Annotated in this window: 15 protein-coding genes, 1 tRNA gene and 2 rRNA genes (1 of these 18 running past the window's edge); 12 read left to right on the forward strand and 6 right to left on the reverse strand. The window is 67.1% G+C overall.

From position 1 onward, the window contains the following. The 4 genes from ABDK56_RS09135 to ABDK56_RS09150 all read left to right on the forward strand — a co-directional run. A 23S ribosomal RNA gene (locus tag ABDK56_RS09135) occupies positions 1-2,414 on the forward strand (it extends 407 nt beyond the left edge of the window). A 130-nt stretch (positions 2,415-2,544) separates the two neighbouring features. Next, positions 2,545-2,659: ribosomal RNA gene (rrf, locus tag ABDK56_RS09140) — 5S ribosomal RNA — on the forward strand. 213 nt (positions 2,660-2,872) lie between these two features. Next, positions 2,873-2,949 (forward strand) — tRNA-Met (locus ABDK56_RS09145). 228 nt (positions 2,950-3,177) lie between these two features. After that, positions 3,178-3,957: a transporter gene (locus ABDK56_RS09150; protein WP_349807954.1), complete on the forward strand. Its 780-nt coding sequence runs from the start codon at positions 3,178-3,180 to the stop codon at positions 3,955-3,957. 3 nt (positions 3,958-3,960) lie between these two features. On the opposite strand, the gene ABDK56_RS09155 is transcribed toward ABDK56_RS09150, so the two are convergent. Further along, positions 3,961-4,839 carry an arginase family protein gene (locus tag ABDK56_RS09155; RefSeq protein ID WP_349807955.1) on the reverse strand — a complete coding sequence of 293 codons (879 nt, stop codon included), beginning with the start codon at positions 4,837-4,839 and terminating at the stop codon, positions 3,961-3,963. 39 nt (positions 4,840-4,878) lie between these two features. On the opposite strand from ABDK56_RS09155, the gene hutI reads away from it, so the two are divergent. Then, a complete protein-coding gene (gene hutI / locus ABDK56_RS09160) occupies positions 4,879-6,084 on the forward strand; it encodes an imidazolonepropionase (protein WP_349807956.1) in 1,206 nt (401 codons plus the stop codon). Here hutI and ABDK56_RS09165 read toward each other — a convergent pair. Next, positions 6,081-6,875, reverse strand: coding sequence for a TerC family protein (locus ABDK56_RS09165; protein ID WP_349807957.1), 795 nt, complete (start codon positions 6,873-6,875; stop codon positions 6,081-6,083). The two genes, hutI and ABDK56_RS09165, sit on opposite strands and share 4 nt — an antisense overlap. A 255-nt stretch (positions 6,876-7,130) precedes the next feature. Between ABDK56_RS09165 and ABDK56_RS09170 the strand changes: the two genes are divergently transcribed. Then, complete coding sequence (locus ABDK56_RS09170) at positions 7,131-7,526, forward strand: MAPEG family protein (RefSeq protein ID WP_349807958.1); 396 nt, start codon at positions 7,131-7,133, stop codon at positions 7,524-7,526. A gap of 214 nt (positions 7,527-7,740) precedes the next feature. After that, positions 7,741-8,340 (forward strand): hypothetical protein, encoded by a 600-nt coding sequence (locus ABDK56_RS09175; protein ID WP_349807959.1) that lies wholly within the window; start codon positions 7,741-7,743, stop codon positions 8,338-8,340. A 26-nt stretch (positions 8,341-8,366) separates the two neighbouring features. On the opposite strand, the gene ABDK56_RS09180 is transcribed toward ABDK56_RS09175, so the two are convergent. After that, positions 8,367-8,618: a hypothetical protein gene (locus ABDK56_RS09180; protein WP_349807960.1), complete on the reverse strand. Its 252-nt coding sequence runs from the start codon at positions 8,616-8,618 to the stop codon at positions 8,367-8,369. A 37-nt stretch (positions 8,619-8,655) separates the two neighbouring features. Here ABDK56_RS09180 and ABDK56_RS09185 point away from each other — a divergent pair, with 37 nt between their 5' ends. The 4 genes from ABDK56_RS09185 (at position 8,656) to ABDK56_RS09200 (ending at position 12,028) form a co-directional block, all read left to right on the forward strand. After that, positions 8,656-9,237 carry a hypothetical protein gene (locus ABDK56_RS09185; RefSeq protein WP_349807961.1) on the forward strand — a complete coding sequence of 194 codons (582 nt, stop codon included), beginning with the start codon at positions 8,656-8,658 and terminating at the stop codon, positions 9,235-9,237. Positions 9,238-9,331: 94 nt separating this feature from the next. Further along, positions 9,332-9,922 (forward strand): Pr6Pr family membrane protein, encoded by a 591-nt coding sequence (locus ABDK56_RS09190; RefSeq protein ID WP_349807962.1) that lies wholly within the window; start codon positions 9,332-9,334, stop codon positions 9,920-9,922. Positions 9,923-9,962: 40 nt separating this feature from the next. Then, positions 9,963-11,633: a urocanate hydratase gene (hutU, locus tag ABDK56_RS09195; RefSeq protein ID WP_349807963.1), complete on the forward strand. Its 1,671-nt coding sequence runs from the start codon at positions 9,963-9,965 to the stop codon at positions 11,631-11,633. After that, entirely contained in the window at positions 11,630-12,028 is a 399-nt protein-coding gene (locus ABDK56_RS09200; RefSeq protein ID WP_349807964.1) for a lysozyme inhibitor LprI family protein, read from the forward strand. The genes hutU and ABDK56_RS09200 overlap by 4 nt, the downstream gene beginning before the upstream one ends. 246 nt (positions 12,029-12,274) lie before the next feature. Here ABDK56_RS09200 and ABDK56_RS09205 read toward each other — a convergent pair whose 3' ends face one another. Both ABDK56_RS09205 and ABDK56_RS09210 read right to left on the reverse strand, forming a co-directional pair. Beyond that, positions 12,275-14,440: a fused MFS/spermidine synthase gene (locus tag ABDK56_RS09205; RefSeq protein ID WP_349807965.1), complete on the reverse strand. Its 2,166-nt coding sequence runs from the start codon at positions 14,438-14,440 to the stop codon at positions 12,275-12,277. Between the two features lie 215 nt (positions 14,441-14,655). Continuing rightward, positions 14,656-14,814, reverse strand: a complete 159-nt coding sequence (locus ABDK56_RS09210) for a Flp family type IVb pilin (protein ID WP_349807966.1) — start codon at positions 14,812-14,814, stop codon at positions 14,656-14,658. A gap of 136 nt (positions 14,815-14,950) precedes the next feature. Here ABDK56_RS09210 and hutH point away from each other — a divergent pair, with 136 nt between their 5' ends. Beyond that, the gene (hutH, locus tag ABDK56_RS09215) at positions 14,951-16,456 is read left to right on the forward strand and encodes a histidine ammonia-lyase (RefSeq protein ID WP_349807967.1); all 1,506 of its coding nucleotides are present in this window, start codon (positions 14,951-14,953) and stop codon (positions 16,454-16,456) included. Here hutH and ABDK56_RS09220 read toward each other — a convergent pair. Next, on the reverse strand, positions 16,405-17,046 hold the full coding sequence (locus ABDK56_RS09220; protein ID WP_349807968.1) for a DedA family protein: 642 nt from the start codon (positions 17,044-17,046) through the stop codon (positions 16,405-16,407). The genes hutH and ABDK56_RS09220 overlap by 52 nt on opposite strands. Between the last annotated feature and the right edge of the window lie 39 nt (positions 17,047-17,085).

A 17,085-nucleotide genomic window follows, 5' to 3' on the forward strand; every position in this document is an offset into this window, starting at 1 on the left:
GAAAACAACTTTACTGGACTCGAGTAGGGCGGGACACGTGTAATCCTGTCTGAACATGGGGGGACCACCCTCCAAGCCTAAATACTCGTGTATGACCGATAGTGAACTAGTACCGTGAGGGAAAGGTGAAAAGCACCCCGATGAGGGGAGTGAAACAGTACCTGAAACCGGTTGCCTACAAGCAGTGGGAGGATCCTTGAGATCTGACCGCGTACCTCTTGCATAATGGGTCAGTGACTTAATGTATCAAGCAAGCTTAAGCCGATAGGTGTAGGCGCAGCGAAAGCGAGTCTGAATAGGGCGACTGAGTTTGATGCATTAGACCCGAAACCCGGCGATCTAGGCATGACCAGAGTGAAGGTGCGGTAACACGCACTGGAGGCTCGAACCGATTACCGTTGAAAAGGTACCGGATGAGTTGTGTTTAGGGGTGAAAGGCCAATCAAGCCGGGAAATAGCTGGTTCTCCGCGAAAACTATTGAGGTAGTGCCTCGGATGTTTTCCTCAGGGGGTAGAGCACTGGATGGGCTAGGGGGTCGCGAGATCTACCAAACCTAACCAAACTCCGAATACCTGAGAGTATAGTCCGGGAGACAGACGGCGGGTGCTAAGGTCCGTCGTCAAAAGGGAAACAGCCCTAACCTACAGCTAAGGTCCCCAAGTCATCACTAAGTGGGAAAGCATGTGGAAGTCCCAAAACAACCAGGAGGTTGGCTTAGAAGCAGCCATCCTTTAAAGAAAGCGTAACAGCTCACTGGTCTAAATAAGGGTTTCTGCGGCGAAGATGTAACGGGGCTAAAGTGATGCACCGAAGCTTAGGGTTGCAGTTTACTGCAGCGGTAGCGGAGCGTTCCGTAAGTCAGTGAAGCCGAAGGGTAACCGACGGTGGAGATATCGGAAGTGCGAATGCTGACATGAGTAGCGATAAAGAGGGTTAGATGCCCTCTCGCCGAAAGCCCAAGGGTTCCTGCGCAATGCTAATCAACGCAGGGTAAGTCGGCCCCTAAGACGAGCCCGAAGGGGGTAGTCGATGGGAAGCAGGTTAATATTCCTGCACCTGGTGGTGTGTGACGGATCTCGTAAGTGGTTCTTTCTTATCGGATTGATAAGGGCTGCGAAGAGGTTCCAGGAAATAGCCCCACCGTATAGACCGTACCCGAAACCGACACAGGTGGGCAGGTAGAGTATACCAAGGCGCTTGAGAGAAGTCTCCTGAAGGAACTCGGCAAATTGCCTCCGTACCTTCGGAAGAAGGAGGCCCCACGTTAAGGCAACTTTTCGTGGGGGGCACAGGCCAGGGGGTAGCGACTGTTTAACAAAAACACAGGGCTCTGCTAAGTCGGCTTCAAGACGACGTATAGGGTCTGACGCCTGCCCGGTGCCTGAAGGTTAAGAGGAGGAGTGCAAGCTCCGAATTGAAGCCCAGGTAAACGGCGGCCGTAACTATAACGGTCCTAAGGTAGCGAAATTCCTTGTCGGGTAAGTTCCGACCTGCACGAATGGCGTAACGACTTCCCCACTGTCTCCAGGAGATGCTCAGCGAAATTGAATTCTCCGTGAAGATGCGGAGTACCCGCGGTTAGACGGAAAGACCCCGTGCACCTTTACTGCAGCTTCAGAGTGGCTGTGGGAAACAATTGTGTAGAATAGGTGGGAGGCTTTGAAGCGATGGCGCCAGCTGTCGTGGAGCCACAATGTGAAATACCACCCTGTTGTTTTCTACAGTCTAACCTCGCACCGTTATCCGGTGCAGGGACCCTCTGTGGCGGGTAGTTTGACTGGGGCGGTCGCCTCCTAAAGAGTAACGGAGGCGCGCGATGGTAGGCTCAGGACGGTTGGAAACCGTCTGTTAGAGTGCAATGGCATAAGCCTGCCTGACTGCGAGACTGACAAGTCGAGCAGAGACGAAAGTCGGTCATAGTGATCCGGTGGTCCCTCGTGGAAGGGCCATCGCTCAACGGATAAAAGGTACGCCGGGGATAACAGGCTGATAACCCCCAAGAGCTCATATCGACGGGGTTGTTTGGCACCTCGATGTCGGCTCATCACATCCTGGGGCTGGAGCAGGTCCCAAGGGTTTGGCTGTTCGCCAATTAAAGTGGTACGTGAGCTGGGTTCAGAACGTCGCGAGACAGTTTGGTCCCTATCTGCCGTGGGCGTCGAAATTTGAGAGGAGTTGACCCTAGTACGAGAGGACCGGGTTGAACATACCTCTGGTGCACCAGTCGTCGTGCCAACGGCGCAGCTGGGTAGCTATGTATGGACGGGATAACCGCTGAAAGCATCTAAGCGGGAAGCCTCCCTCAAGATAAGATTTCATCGAGCCGTGGAAGACCACCACGTTGATAGGCCGGGTGTGGAAGTGCAGTAATGCATGGAGCTAACCGGTCCTAATTGCTCTGTTCGCGCTTGAAGAATCCCACCATCATCGACAGCCCTGTCGGGCACGTCGGCGATGACGGTTTTTCAGCTAGATGATGACGCCATATTTTTGGTCAATTGCACGATTTCTAGAATTTTCCGCTTCCCGCGCCGGCTTCATAGCTTGGTGGCCATAGCGTCTGTGACCCACCCGATCCCATCCCGAACTCGGCCGTGAAACCAGACAGCGCCGATGGTACTTCAGCTTAAGCTGCGGAAGAGTAGGTCGTCGCCAGGCTTTGCAGCCGGCGCGAGAGACGGAAAAACCCATTCACGATTTCATTAAAAGGCCGCTGCCGGGGAAACCTGAGCGGCGGCTTTTTTGTCCCGGGCAGGGCCCCGAAGCCGCAAGGCTTCGCAAGGCCGAACGGCCGCCCGGACCGCTCGTCAGAGCGGGAGGACAGCCCAGCTGGCGGATGCCAGCGCCGGCGCCTGAGGCCAACAATGGTGACGCGGGGTGGAGCAGCCCGGTAGCTCGTCAGGCTCATAACCTGAAGGTCGTAGGTTCAAATCCTACCCCCGCAACCAGACACACCACCGACCCGGCAGCCCGCGAACGCAGTCACACCGGCCCCCGGACGGTGTTTTTGTGCGTCCGCTCGTCAGGCTCATGACCTGAAGGTCGATCGGCAACCGGATTGCCGGGCGCAGTCCGCGAAGCCGATCGGGTTCAAATCCTACCCCCGCAACAAGACCAAGCAGCGCTCGCCTTCGCGGGGCTTTCTTGTTGTCCACGCCGCGCGTAAGCGGCGCGCCATGAAGCGCTCAATCCCCCTTCTCGGCCTGTTGGCCTTCGCGACCCCAGCGTTCGCCGACGACGACTTTTGCGCCGACCTTCCCGGCCTCGCCACCGGCACCTGCACCATGCCCAAGGGCGTCCTCCAGCTCGAAACCGAGCCGTTCCTGTGGGCCAACAGCCGCACCGCCACCAGCCGCGACGACGAGCTCGACCTCGCGAGCAGCGAACTGCGCTACGGCGTCGCCGACGGGATCGAGATCCAGGCAAGCTGGACGCCCTATGTCCATCTTCGCTCGCGCGACGGCGGCGACATCAGCACCGCGAACGGGGTCGGCGACGCCACCATCGGCGCCAAGTTCCGCCTCACCCCGTCCGACGCCAAGGTCGTGTTTGGCCTCTACCCGCTTATCAAGCTGCCGGTCGCGCGCGCCCCGATCGGCAACGGCAAGGTCGAAGCGAGCCTGCTCGCCCCGGTCGACATCGCTCTGTCGAAGGCGACCACGCTGACGCTGATGCCCGAGGCCGACTGGCTCGCCGACGCCGACGGGCACGGCCACCACCCGGGCGAGACGTTCGCCGCCGCGCTCAACCAGGCGCTGACCAAGGAAGTCGCGATCGAGGGCGACCTGTCCGCCTTGCGCGACGAAGACCCCTCGGGCACCACCCATTCCGAAGCCGCCGAACTCGCGCTGATCTATCAGCGCGGCAAGACCCAGCTCGACGTTGCGGTCGACCGGCGGCTCGGCGGCGACTTCCCCGCCTGGCGGCTCAGCACCGGCATCGCCCAGCGCTTCTGACCCTCAGCGCGCCTCGTACCCCGCGAGGCATTCGGCCACCCACCGCGCCGCGGTCAGCGCGCTGAGGTCGCTCGGATCGAGCGGCGGGTCCCATTCGGTCAGGTCGATCACACGCACCCGCGGCTCGGCCGCCAGCCGCCGCACCGCCGCGAAGAAGTCCGCCACCGCCATCCCGCCCGGCCGTGCCCCCGGCGCGCCGGGAAATTGCGAGCGGTCGATGACGTCGATGTCGCAATCGACGACGATCGCGTTGCAATGCGCGACATGCGCCAGCGCGCGCTCGACCGCCGTAGCGATCCCTCCCGCGCGCACCTCGCCGATCGTCACCACCAGGTGCCCGCCGTCGATCGCGTCGCGGTGCATCGCCGCGCTGTTCGCGAACGGCGCCAGTCCGACCTGCGCGACGTTCGCCCCCGGCAACCCGTCCTCGCGAAGCGCGCGCACCGGGTTGCCGTTGCCCAGCCCGTCGGCCGTGTCGCGAAGGTCGAAATGCGCGTCGAGCGTGATCAGCCCGACCTCTTGCAGCGACAGCCCCAGCCCCTGCACCGCCGGACGCGTCACCGCGTTGTTGCCCCCGGCGACCAGCGTCAGCGCGTGCGCGCGCACGCTCGCCGCGACCACCTCGCGGATCGGCGCGGTCGCCTGCTCGATCGTCATTCCGTCGATCGCGACGTCGCCATAATCGGTGACCGGGGTGACCAGCTCGCGGCCCGTCTCGACGTCGTAGCGCCCGATCCGCCGCAGCGTCGCGCGCAACGTCGCGGGCGCGAGGTCGCACCGCCCCGGCGTGACCGACCCGGCCCCCAGCGGCGCCCCGACCAGCCCGACCGGCGCGTCGGCGCCGGCGGAAACGATCAGGTCGGCGAGGTTGGGCCAGCGCATGCTTGACGCCTAGCACCGCCGCCGCCCAAAGCCATCACCATGTGGGACCGCCTGCTGACCGACTGCCACGTGGCGACGATGGTGCCCGCGCCGGGCAATCCGCTCGGCCTCCTTAAAAACGCCGCGATCGGGATCGACGGCGGGCGAATCGTCCGGGTCGGCAAGCGCGCCGAGCTCGCGGGGTTCCGCTACAAGGAGGTGACCGCGCTCGGCGGGGCGTGGGTCACCCCGGGGCTGGTCGACTGCCACACCCACCTCGTCTTCGCCGGCACCCGCGCGCACGAGCACGCGCTTCGCCGCTCGGGCGCGAGCTACGAGGCGATCGCGAAGGCGGGCGGCGGGATCGTCTCGACCGTCGCCGCGACCCGCGCCGCGAGCGAGGCCGAGCTGGTCGCCCAGTCGCGCCGCCGCCTCCACGCGCTGATGGCGGGCGGAGTCACTACGCTCGAGGTCAAGTCGGGCTACGGGCTCGACACCGCGACCGAACTGAAGCTGCTCCGCGCGACCCGCGCGCTCGGCGAGGGCGAACCGGTCCGCCTCGTCCCGACCCTGCTCGCCGCGCACGCGCTCGAACCCGGCGCCGACCGCGAGGCGACGGTCGCGATGATCTGCGAGGCGATGATTCCCGCCGTCGCCAGGGCCGGTCTCGCCACCTCGGTCGACGCCTTTTGCGAAACCATCGCCTTTTCCCCGGCCGAGGTCGAGCGCGTGTTCACCGCCGCGCGCGCCAACGGCCTACCGGTCCGCCTCCACGCCGAACAGCTCAGCAACCAGAAGGGCGCGGCGCTCGCGGCGAAATACAAGGCGCTCAGCGCCGACCATCTCGAACATCTCGACGCTGCGGGCGCCAAGGCGATGGCCGCCGCCGGCACCGTCGCCGTGCTGCTTCCCGGCGCCTTTTACGCGCTGCAGGAAAGCCGCAAGCCCCCGGTCGACCTGCTCCGCGCCGCGGGCGTGCCCATCGCCATCGCCACCGATTGCAATCCGGGCACCGCGCCGCTGCTTAACCCGCAGCTGGCGATGAACATGGCCGCCACCCTGTTCGGCCTGACCCCCGAGGAAGCGCTGGCGGGGATGACGGTGAGCGGAGCGCGCGCGCTCGGCCTCGCGCACGAGGTCGGGACGATCGCCCCCGGCAAGGCCGCCGACCTGTGCGCGTGGGGAATCGAGAATCTGGACGAGCTCGCCTATTGGATCGGCCTGCCCGGCCCCGACCGCCGGTTGTTCGCCGGTCGCGACGCCTAGGCGACGGCCCCCGCCGCCTCGCGCTTCTCGCGCCGCCGCCGGGCGAGGATGTTGAGCGTCTCGACGCCGCCCGAAAAGCCCATCGCCGCGTAGATATAGCCCTTCGGGATATGCACCCCGAAGCCGTCGGCGATCAGCACCGCGCCGATCATCAGAAGGAAGCCCAGCGCCAGCATTACCACGCTCGGGTTGCGCTCGATGAACCGGGCGAGCGGCGTCGCCGCCAGCATCATCACCGCTACCGCCACGATCACCGCGACGATCATCACCGGCAAATCGTCGGTCATCCCGACCGCGGTCAGGATCGAATCGACCGAAAAGACGAGGTCGAGCATCAGGATCTGCGCGATCGCCGCCCCGAACGCGATCCCCGCCTTGCCCGTGTCGAACACATCGGCGTTGGGCTTGGGGTCGATATTGTGGTGGATTTCCTTGGTCGCCTTCCACAGCAGGAACAGCCCGCCCGCGATCAGGATCAGGTCGCGCCACGAAAAGGCGGTCTCGAACACCGGCTTGCCGTCATGGCCCGGTCCACCCGCCAGCCCGAGGTCGATCACCGGCGCGGTCAACCCGACCAGCCAGCTGATCCCCGACAGCAGTGCCAGGCGGAGCCCGAGCGCGAGCCCGATCCCCAGCCGCCGCGCCCGGACCCGCTGCGCCTCGGGCAGCTTGTTCGACAGGATCGAGATGAATACCAGATTGTCGATCCCCAGCACCACTTCCATGACGATCAGCGTCGCCAGCGCGGCCCAGGTCGCGGGGTCCGAAAACAGGGTGATGAGGCCGTCCATGATGCGAGTCTCCCGGGCTGGTCGCTGTTCTTGTCGCTCGGGAAAGCGCGCCGCGCGCGTGGCCGACAAGGGCACGAGCACCGGGCGATTTCCTGATGCGGTCCGACATCACGTCTTCGTCATCGAAGCCGCCAGAGGGGCCCGGTCCGCGCGCGCAATCTAGGCCGCCCCCTCCCGCGCTTCAACCCCGCGCCCTTGGCCGCACGCCGCCGAGCGCCTATTCTTCCCTGGCCCACGATCGAAAGGACCGGCGCGATGCGGCTCGAATATACCATGCTCGGCGTGCTCATCCTCCTCGCGCTCGTCCAGATCCTGTGGGCGGGCAATGCGCGGACCCGCCAGTACGGGACCGACTGGAACATGGGGGCGCGCGACGAGAAGATGCCGCCCCTGAACCCGCTCGGGGGTCGGCTGCTTCGCGCGCAGGCGAACCTGTTCGAAACCCTGCCCCTGTTCGTCGCCGCGCTGCTCGGGGCGGCGGCGGCGGGGCACCTCGGCCGCCTGACCGAGCTCGGCTCGGTGATCTACGTCGCCGGTCGGATCGTCTACCTCCCGCTCTACGCGACCGGCGTGCCCAAGGTCCGCACGCTGGTGTGGGGCATTTCGCTCATCGGCCTGCTGATGATCTGGTGGGCGTTGCTGTTCGGCTGAACGCCGCGCCAGCCCGTTCCAGAGGACGGCGCGCGCCCGGCCCGTTAATTTCCGGCCGAGGGTTGATTTAATACAGGTTATGTTGTCGCATCGCTCGCGCGCGACATCTCGCGGGTTGCGTTTGGCCTGCTGGCGCCGCTTGAACGGAGGGCAATACCCATGCAACCGACACGCACACGCCTCGTCGCCGCCAAAAATTGCCGCGGGCCTCGCCGTGGGCCTCGCGCTCACGACGATCGCTTCGGCGCAGATCATCACCAGCAATGTGAACTTCGCGCGCGGACGGATGGCGACGATCATCCCGGGGATGATCGCCGGCGACCAGACGCGCGACTATGTGGTTCGCGCGAACGCCGGCCAGACGCTCCGCGTCCGCCTTGCCGGCTCGCCGATCGTCTATTTCAACGTCCTTCCGCCGGGCAGCAACGACCAGGCGATCTTCATCGGCTCGAACGAAGGCCGCAACTTCAGCGGTACGCTGAGCGCGAGTGGCGCCTACAAGATCCGCGTCTACCAGATGCGCGCGTCGGCGCGGCGCGGCGAGCGCGGCGCCTTCCGCCTCGATATTTCGGTCGCCGGTGGCCGCCCGATGATGGCCGGCAACGGGCTCGCCGGACTCGCCGGGATGAATTCGATCCGCGCGATTGACGTGATGACCGAGCGCGGCTTCGCCAACGTCGATTCCTCGACCATGGCCAACACCCAGTACGGCATCTACTACAACCGCGCGACGCGGGTCTGCGCACAGCTGACGATGGCCGACGGCCGGGTCGTGGCGGCGAACGACATCCGCGTCCACCCGAAGTGCCGTTGATGGGCTGACGGGTCAGCCGGGCGGCTTCACGCCGTCCGGCGCCGACCCTTCCATAGCCAGTAGAGGATCGCGAGGTTGATCAGCGGCAGGGCGACGACCAGCAGCGCGGGAGGCGTTTCCAGCCGCGCCGCGACCAGGGTCCACGGCAGGCCGAGCGGCAGCAGGAAGATCGCCCCGAGCGGATCGCGCGGCTGGCCGAACAGGCCGAAGGCGGAAACCGCGAACAGCGCGACGGCGACCAGGTAAGCCGCGGCGAACAACCAGAACAACCACTTCATCGCGATGCTCCCCGTGATGACGAAAGGACGGTCTATCATGAAATTGACGATCATGCTGTGCGGCGTCGCGCTGCTTGCCGCCTGCGGACCCAAGCCGGCCGAAAAAGTCGCGAACACGTCCGAACCCGAACAGGTGACGACCGACAACGTCACGGTCAAGGCGGACTTCCCCGCCTCGCTCGCCGCGTTCGGCGACGGCTACCCGAAAGCCGGCGACCCCTGCCGCCGCCTCGGCGAAAGCGCCGCGACCAGCAACTATCTCGACGACAGCGCCGACCTCGTCGGTTGCCCCACCGCCGACCAGGCCAAGGCGCTCGGCGGCAAGGTCGTCGCGACCGTCGACGGCTTCACCCTCGTCTCGGTCCCCTCGCGACCGATGCCCGCGCCCGCCAGGGCCGCGTCCGCCGACCCGATCCGCGGCAAGGGCGGGCTCGAGGAAAAATGCCTCGCCGCCGTCGCGAAGGCAACCGGCGCCCGCGTGATCGGCACCAACCGCATCGACCAGTCGCAGGCCGCGACCGACATTTACGTCAACGTCGAGGGCGCGGAAAAACCATGGCGCTGCCGCGGCACCCGCGACGGCAAGCTCGAGGGCGTCGAGTACACCGCCGAAGGTTGACCGCCGCGACCGAAACCGATTCAGTCGCGCACGGGAAAGCGAGGCCATGGCGCCAGAGACACGGATCAGCGAGCGACGCCCAGCGCGCGTCGATGTGGCCAGGATCGCCGCCGGCCTTGTCGCCGCCGCCGGCTGGGTCGGCCTCGCCGTCCAGTTCGCCGCCACCCGCGAGCAGGGCTTTTCGACCCCCGCGACGCTGTGGATCCTCGCCCGCTACTTCACCATTCTCGCCAACCTCATGGTCGCGTCGACCCTGACCGCGCGGGCGGCGGGCGTCGCCGTGTCGCCGCGCCTGCTCGGCGGCGCGGCGCTGGCGATCCTCCTCGTCGGCGTGGTCTACATCACCCTCCTGCGCGGCCTGCTCGAGCTCAGCGGCGGCGCGCTCCTCGCCGACCGCCTGCTCCATTACGTCACCCCTCTGCTGGTGCCGCTGTGGTGGGCCGTGTTCGCCCCGAAGGGACGTCTCAAATGGATCGACCCCGCGCTGTGGGCGCTGTTTCCGCTCGCCTACTTGCCCTACGCGCTCGCGCGCGGCGCTGCCGAAGGGGTCTACGCCTACCCCTTCCTCAACGTCGGGCGACTGGGCGGGGCCACCGTCGCGCTCTATGCCACCGCCATCGCGGTCGCCTTCCTGCTCGCCGGGGCCGCGCTCGTGGTGATCGACCGCCGGCTCGCGCGCCACTGACCCCTTGGGCCGATGCGCGAATAGGTCTACCGCTCGCGCCATGACCGATCCCCGTCTCGACAACAGCCGCCACATCAAGGCGCGCACCGGCCCCCACAAGATCGCCAGGCACTGGACCACCGAGGCGGCGGTGCGGATGCTGATGAACAACCTCGACGACGAGGTGGCCGAAGACCCTCAGAGCCTCGTCGTCTACGGCGGCATCGGTCGGGCCGCGCGCAACTGGGCCTGTTACGACAAGATCGTCGAGGTGCTCGAGCGGCTTGACGAGAACCAGACGCTACTCGTCCAGTCGGGCAAGCCGGTCGGCGTGTTCACCACCCACAAGGACGCCCCGCGCGTGCTGATCGCCAACTCGAACCTCGTGCCGAAATGGGCGACGTGGGAAAAGTTCAACGAACTCGATCGCGCCGGGCTGATGATGTACGGCCAGATGACCGCGGGCAGCTGGATCTACATCGGCTCGCAGGGCATCGTGCAAGGCACCTACGAGACCTTCGCCGAAATGGGCCGCCAGCATTATGGCGGCGACCTCACCGGCAAGTGGATCCTCACCGCCGGGCTGGGCGGAATGGGCGGGGCGCAACCGCTCGCGGCGGTGATGGCGGGCGCGCATTGCATCGCGATCGAATGCCAGGAAAGCTCGATCGAAAAACGCCTCGCGACCCGCTACCTCGACCGTCGCGCGACCAGCATCGACGAAGCGCTCGAGATCATCCGTACCGCGACCGAACCCACTTCCGTCGGCCTGCTCGGAAACGCGGCGGAAATCCTGCCCGAGATGGTTGCGCGCGGGCTACGCCCCGACGCGGTCACCGACCAGACCAGCGCGCACGACCCCGCCAACGGCTATTGCCCCGCCGGCTGGACCGTCGCCGAATGGCACGCCAAGCGCGAGAGCGACCCGGCCGCGGTCGCCGCCGCGGCGCGCCACTCGATGGCCCGCCACGTCGAGGCGATGCTCGCGTTCAAGCGACAAGGCATCCCCACCTTCGACTATGGCAACAACATCCGGCAGGAGGCGCTCGACGACGGCGTCGCCAATGCCTTCGACTTCCCCGGCTTCGTCCCCGCCTATGTCCGGCCGCTGTTCTGCCGCGGCATCGGCCCGTTCCGCTGGGCCGCGCTGTCGGGCGACCCGGAGGACATTTACCGCACCGACCAGCGGGTCAAGGAACTGATCCCCGACGACCCGCATCTCCACCGCTGGCTCGACATGGCGCGCGAACGCATCGCCTTCCAGGGCCTGCCGGCGCGCATCTGCTGGGTCGGGCTCGGGCTTCGTCACAAGCTCGGCCTCGCCTTCAACGAAATGGTCCGGAACGGCGAAGTCAGCGCGCCGATCGTCATCGGCCGCGACCACCTCGACAGCGGCAGCGTCGCCTCCCCCAATCGCGAGACCGAGAGCATGATGGACGGCAGCGACGCGGTCAGCGACTGGCCGCTGCTCAACGCCCTGCTCAACACCGCTTCGGGCGCGACCTGGGTCTCGCTCCACCATGGCGGCGGCGTCGGCATGGGCTATTCGCAGCACGCCGGCATGGTGATCGTCGCCGACGGCACCGACGACGCCGCGCGCCGCCTCAAGCGCGTCCTGTGGAACGACCCCGCCACCGGCGTCATGCGCCACGCCGACGCGGGCTACGACATCGCGATGGACTGCGCGCGAGAACAGGGGCTGGATCTGCCGATGATCGGCGTTGCGAAATGATTTTCCTGGGCCTCGCGCTGCTGTCCACCGCCATCCCGGACTATTCACGATTTTCCTCGGCCAACAAGTCGACGATCGCCAGCGTGATTTTTGAACGATGCATGGCGGCTTCCGGCGGCGTCACATCCAATATACGCGATTGCAGCGAGGCAGAGGGCAAGCGGCTCGATGCCATGTTAAACCACGAATATCGCGCTGCAATGACCCGGCTTGCACCGCAGCAGAGATCGCGCTTGCGGGCACTTGAGCGACAATGGATCAAGACGCGATACCGTGGTTGCGTCGAGTCAGGAAAGTCGGAGGAAGGGGGCACCATCTGGCTGCTTATGATGGATGCTTGCGGTCTCGCGGAGAACGGGAATCGTATCCTATGGCTGCGAACCGTCGGCCGCTGATGCGAACACGCCCCGGCGTTTGTGCGCGAAAGCGCCGTTTTCCGACCGAAGCCGATGCTTGGTCCGTAGCCGTCGACGCAACGGTTACCCTGCGCCCCTACCGCTGCCCGCTTTGCCGCGCCTACCACCTCACCAGCCGCACCAAGGGCTTGCGCGTCCCGCGGCGCTTACCCGCCGCCTGATCGCTTACTGGCCCGGTGCGACGGCGCATCTCGAACGCGATCGCGACGCCCTAACGAGCCGCCTTCACTCATCCTGCCAGCGGATCACCGGCAGGATGGTCGAGTAATCGTCGGTCCATGCGGTCGCGCCATCCCGTCGCCGCAGCGTCCGCCACGCCTCGGGCGGCGACGCGCGTTCGAGCGCCTCGATCGTCGCCGCCGACGGCGACATCGCGACCCACAGCGAGTGCGTATAATATCGCGCCCGCTCGGCGGGCGGCGGATCGTAATAACGGATACGCGCAACCCACCCCTTCGCAGCGGCTTCGGCGAGCACGGGCTCGAGATCGAGGAACCGGTTCGAGATGTGGACCATCAACAGGCCGTCGCTGGCGAGGTGCCGGCGATAAAGATCGAACGCCTCGAGCGTCAGCAGGTGCATCGGCACGCTGTCCGACGAAAAGGCGTCGATCGCGAGCAGGTCGGCCGACGCCCCGGGTTTGCCGGCAAGCGTCAGCCTCGCGTCGCCGACCTCGATCGGCGCGCCCGGCGCGCACCGCGACAGGAACGAGAACTGGTGGCGGGCGATGCCAACGACCACCGGATCGATTTCGTAGAAGCGCCAGGATTGGCCGGGCTGGGCGTAACAGGCGAGCGTGCCCGCGCCGAGGCCGACGACGTCGATCCGCGCAGCCCCGCCGAACAGCGCGGGCGCGGCGCGCATGGCGAGGCCGATGCCCGAATTGGGGTTATAGTAGCTGACCGCCGTCCGTTCGCGCTCGGGACTGCCCAGCAGTTCGATCCCGTGAACGGTGGTGCCGTGGAACAGGACCCGCGCATGATCGGGCGTGACGCCGATCGTATCCACGCCGAAGAAGCTGCGCGTCATCCGGCCGGGCTCGACACTTAGGGCGAGCCGCTCGAGCCCGCCGGTCAGCAGCATCAGCGCGGCGATCGCGGCGGTGAACAGCAGGCGATTGCCTAGGGCCACCAGCGCGGCAAGGCTGAACAGGGCGATCATGCCGCCCTTCGCCACCGGCACCTGTTCAAGGCCGGAGTTGGCAAGAAACAGCGCGGCGGCGATGAGGGCGAGTCCGCCCAGTCGCGCGACCCGCCCGGCCATCGCCGGATCGGCCCACCGCTTCGCGAGTGCGGGGACGATCGTCCGGTCCCCGAGCACATAGGCGGCGGCAAGCATGAGGATCGGATGTTCGTAGGCCCAGTCGAACAGAAGCGGCGCGGCCAGCGCGCAGAACAGGCCGCCAACGACCCCGCCGACCGACATGGCGAGATAGAAGGCCGTCAGGCGCGAGGGGTCGGGCCGCTCGTCGAACAGGATCGCGTGGATGGCGACCGACAGCGCGAACATGGTCAGCAGCGACAGCGCGGCGATGGACAGCGCCCAGGGCGAAACCCCGGCGAACACGGTCCAGCTGGCGGTGATCAGCAGCAGCGGCGCCGCCGCGCCAAGCACCCTCGCCGCCAGGCGGTTCTGCGCGAACGCCACTGAAAAGCTCAGCAGGTACAAGCCCAGCGGCCCGACCCACAGCAAGGGCATCGCGACGAGGTCGGTGGTCAGGTGAAGCGTGGTCGACAACATCAGGCCTGACGGGATCGCCGCGAGCATGATCCAGCGCGCGACTATCTTGCGTGACAGGGGCGCTTGGTCGGCGACCGGGCGGGCGTCGGCGCGGGCGACGCGCGGCAGGCGAGCCGCCGTCAGCGCGACGAGCACGAGAAGCAGCAGGTAGCCGACGCTCCAGTACCGCGCCTGCTCGGTCACGGTGAGCAGCGGCTCGACCAGCAGCGGATAGCTGAGCAGGCCGGCGAAGCTGCCGAGATTGGACGCCGCGTAGAGCGGGTAGGGATCGCCGCCCCCCGACAAGGCGAACCAGCGCTGGACGAGCGGGGCCTGCGCCGAGATGAACAGCAGCAGCGGGCCGATCGACATGATCAGCAGCCACGGCACCCACAGATACGCGTCGGCATTCGGCGGCGGGACCGCGTCGAGCAGGTGGAGTGGGAGCATCAGCGCCGCGAGCAGCAGGCCGCCGGCCTGGACGAAGCCCTGGGTCCGCGGCGAAAACCGCCCCAGCCAATGCGCGAATGCGTAACCGCCGAGCAGCAGCACCTGGTACACCAGCATCGCGCTGTTCCACACCGCCGGCGCGCCGCCCAGCCGGGGAAGCACCATGCGCGCGACCATCGGTTCGACCATGAACAGGAGGAAGCTGCCGGCGAAGATGGTCACGGCGAAAGGCCACCGCTGACCGTCGGCTGCCGCTGTCGTCGTCGAATCCGATGCCAAGCTCGCCACCCGCTTCCCCTCTGCCGCCCTGCTAGCGTGCATTGATGTGGCGATGGTTAACGAGTCCCCAATTCACAGACCGCCGGTCGCCCGCCGCGCAAAAAACGGCGCGGAAGAGTCGCCTCTTCCGCGCCGTCCCCACCCACTCCCGAGAAGGCTTACATCGCGTTGTTGATGCTCTGGTATTTCGCGTCGACCCTGGTGCCAAGCTGCTGGTAGGCACCAAGCGCGGCGACCGAGACCAGCGAGGCGATCATCGCATATTCGATCGCCGTCGCGCCGCGGCTGTCGCGGATCAGCTTCATCACTCGGCGCATCGTCACTCTCCCTGTTCGTTGCGCCCAATGTCCCTTCCGATCGCGGGTCGCGCCAGTGGGCGCCAGCCGCCCGTCTCGCCCCGGGACAGCGCGGCGCGACTTGGGTTAACGGCCGGAACCGGATAGACGGCGCGCCATGCTGACCCTCCATCCCGAAGCGCTTTCGCTCGCCACCCTCCGCGACCTGTGGCGCGGCGCTCCCTGCCGGCTCGACGCGGGGGCGCTGGCGCGGGTCGACGCCGCCGCCGCCGCGGTCGGGCGGATCGTCGCGGGGGGCGAGACGGTCTACGGCGTCAACACCGGCTTCGGGCTGCTCGCCAATACGCGAATTCCCGCCGACCGCCTCGCCGAGCTCCAGCGCAACCTGATCCTCTCGCACAGCTGCGGGCTCGGCGACCCGCTGCCGCGCCACGTCGTCCGGCTGATGATCGCGCTCAAGCTGGTCGGGCTCGGGCGCGGCTATTCGGGGGTCCGGCGGGTCGTGATCGACGCGCTCCAGAGCCTGCTCGACCATGACGCGATGCCGGTGGTGCCGTCGCAGGGCAGCGTCGGCGCCTCGGGCGATCTCGCCCCGCTCGCGCACATGGTCGCGACCCTGCTCGGCGAAGGCCGGATCGACCTCGCCGGCGAGGTGATGCCCGCCGCCGCCGCGCTCGCGCGCATCGGGCTCGAACCGCTCGCGCTCGGGCCGAAGGAAGGGCTGGCGCTGATCAACGGCACCCAGGCCTCGACCGCGATCGCGCTCGACGCGCTGTTTCTCGCCGAACGCGTGTTCGGCGCGGCGGTGCTCAGCGGCGCGCTCGGGGTCGACGCGCTCAAGGGCTCGCTCAAGCCGTTCGACCCGCGGCTCAGCGCGGTTCGCGGCCAGCCCGGCCAGGTCCGCGTCGCCGCCGCGATCCGCGCGCTGCTCGCCGACAGCCCGATCGTCGCCAGCCACCATCGCTGCGGCCGGGTGCAGGATCCGTACAGCTTCCGATGCCAGCCGCAGGTGATGGGCGCCTCGCTCGACCTGCTCGTCAATGCCGCGCGCACGCTGACGATCGAGGCCGCCGCGGTGACCGACAACCCGGTGGTGTTCGAAGAGGACGACGACGCCATCTCGGGCGGCAATTTCCATGCCCAGCCGGTCGCCTTCGCCGCCGATACCATCGCCATGGCGCTATGCGAGGTGGGATCGCTCAGCGAACGCCGCACCAGCGTCCTCGTCGACCCGAAGATGAGCGGGCTTCCCGCCTTCCTGACCGACGACGGCGGGGTCAATTCGGGGCTGATGATCCCGCAGGTCACCGCCGCCGCGCTGACATCCGAGAACAAGAGCCTCGCCTTTCCCGCCTCGGTCGATTCGATCCCGACCTCGGCGGGGCAGGAGGACCATGTGTCGATGGCGCCGATCGCGGCGCGCAAGGCGACCGCGATCGCGAAGAACACCGCCGGCATCGTCGCGGTCGAGCTGATCGCCGCCGCGCAGGGGGTCGACTATCACGCCCCGCTCGAAACCGGGAAGGCGCTGAAGGCGCTCCACGCCCGGGTCCGCGCGCTGTCGCCGCGGCTCGAGACCGACCGCTACTGGGCCGAGGAGATGGCGGCGCTTCAGTCGGCGGTGCTGGCGGGGGAGATCGGCGCGGCCGACTGGCTCGCCTGATCGGCCTCGATCGCGGCGGCGCGCTTCTTCGCCGCCGACCGCTCGGCGCGATGCGCGATGACGATCAGCAGCGCACCCAGCGCGACCACGCTGGCGATGGTGAACCGCTCGGGCGTGAACCAGCTGGCCACCGCGCGCGCCAGGTGCGGCCCGACGAACCAGCCGAACGCGGTCAGGATCACCGCCCAGACGATGCCGTTGAGGAGGTTCAGAAGCACGAACACCCGCCACGGCACATGGCTCAGGCTGATCGTGATCGGCCCGACGATCCGCATCCCGTAGACGAAGCGATAGCCGAAACAGAACAACCGCGGATGCCGGTCGATCCACTTGAGCGCCAGCGCGAAGGCGCGCTTGTCGGTGACCTTGTGGACGATCTTGCTCTCGCGCCGCCAGCGGCCGAGGAAGAACAGCATGGTGGTCGACAGGAACGCGCCCGCCCACGACAGCAGCACGACCAGCACCGGGTTGAGCTTGCCCAGCTTGGCGAGCGCGCCGCCGACCAGCGGCCCGAACTCGCCCTCGACGAAGGCGACCAGGAACACGCCGAGGTGCCCGTACTGGTGAATCAGGTGGTGAAGGCCGCTCATCGCGCGCCGCCATGCCCGTCACCGGGCGGCGGCGCAACC

The sequence above is a fragment of the Sphingomonas sp. ASV193 genome, assembly GCF_040203355.1.
Taxonomy (GTDB): domain Bacteria; phylum Pseudomonadota; class Alphaproteobacteria; order Sphingomonadales; family Sphingomonadaceae; genus Sphingomicrobium.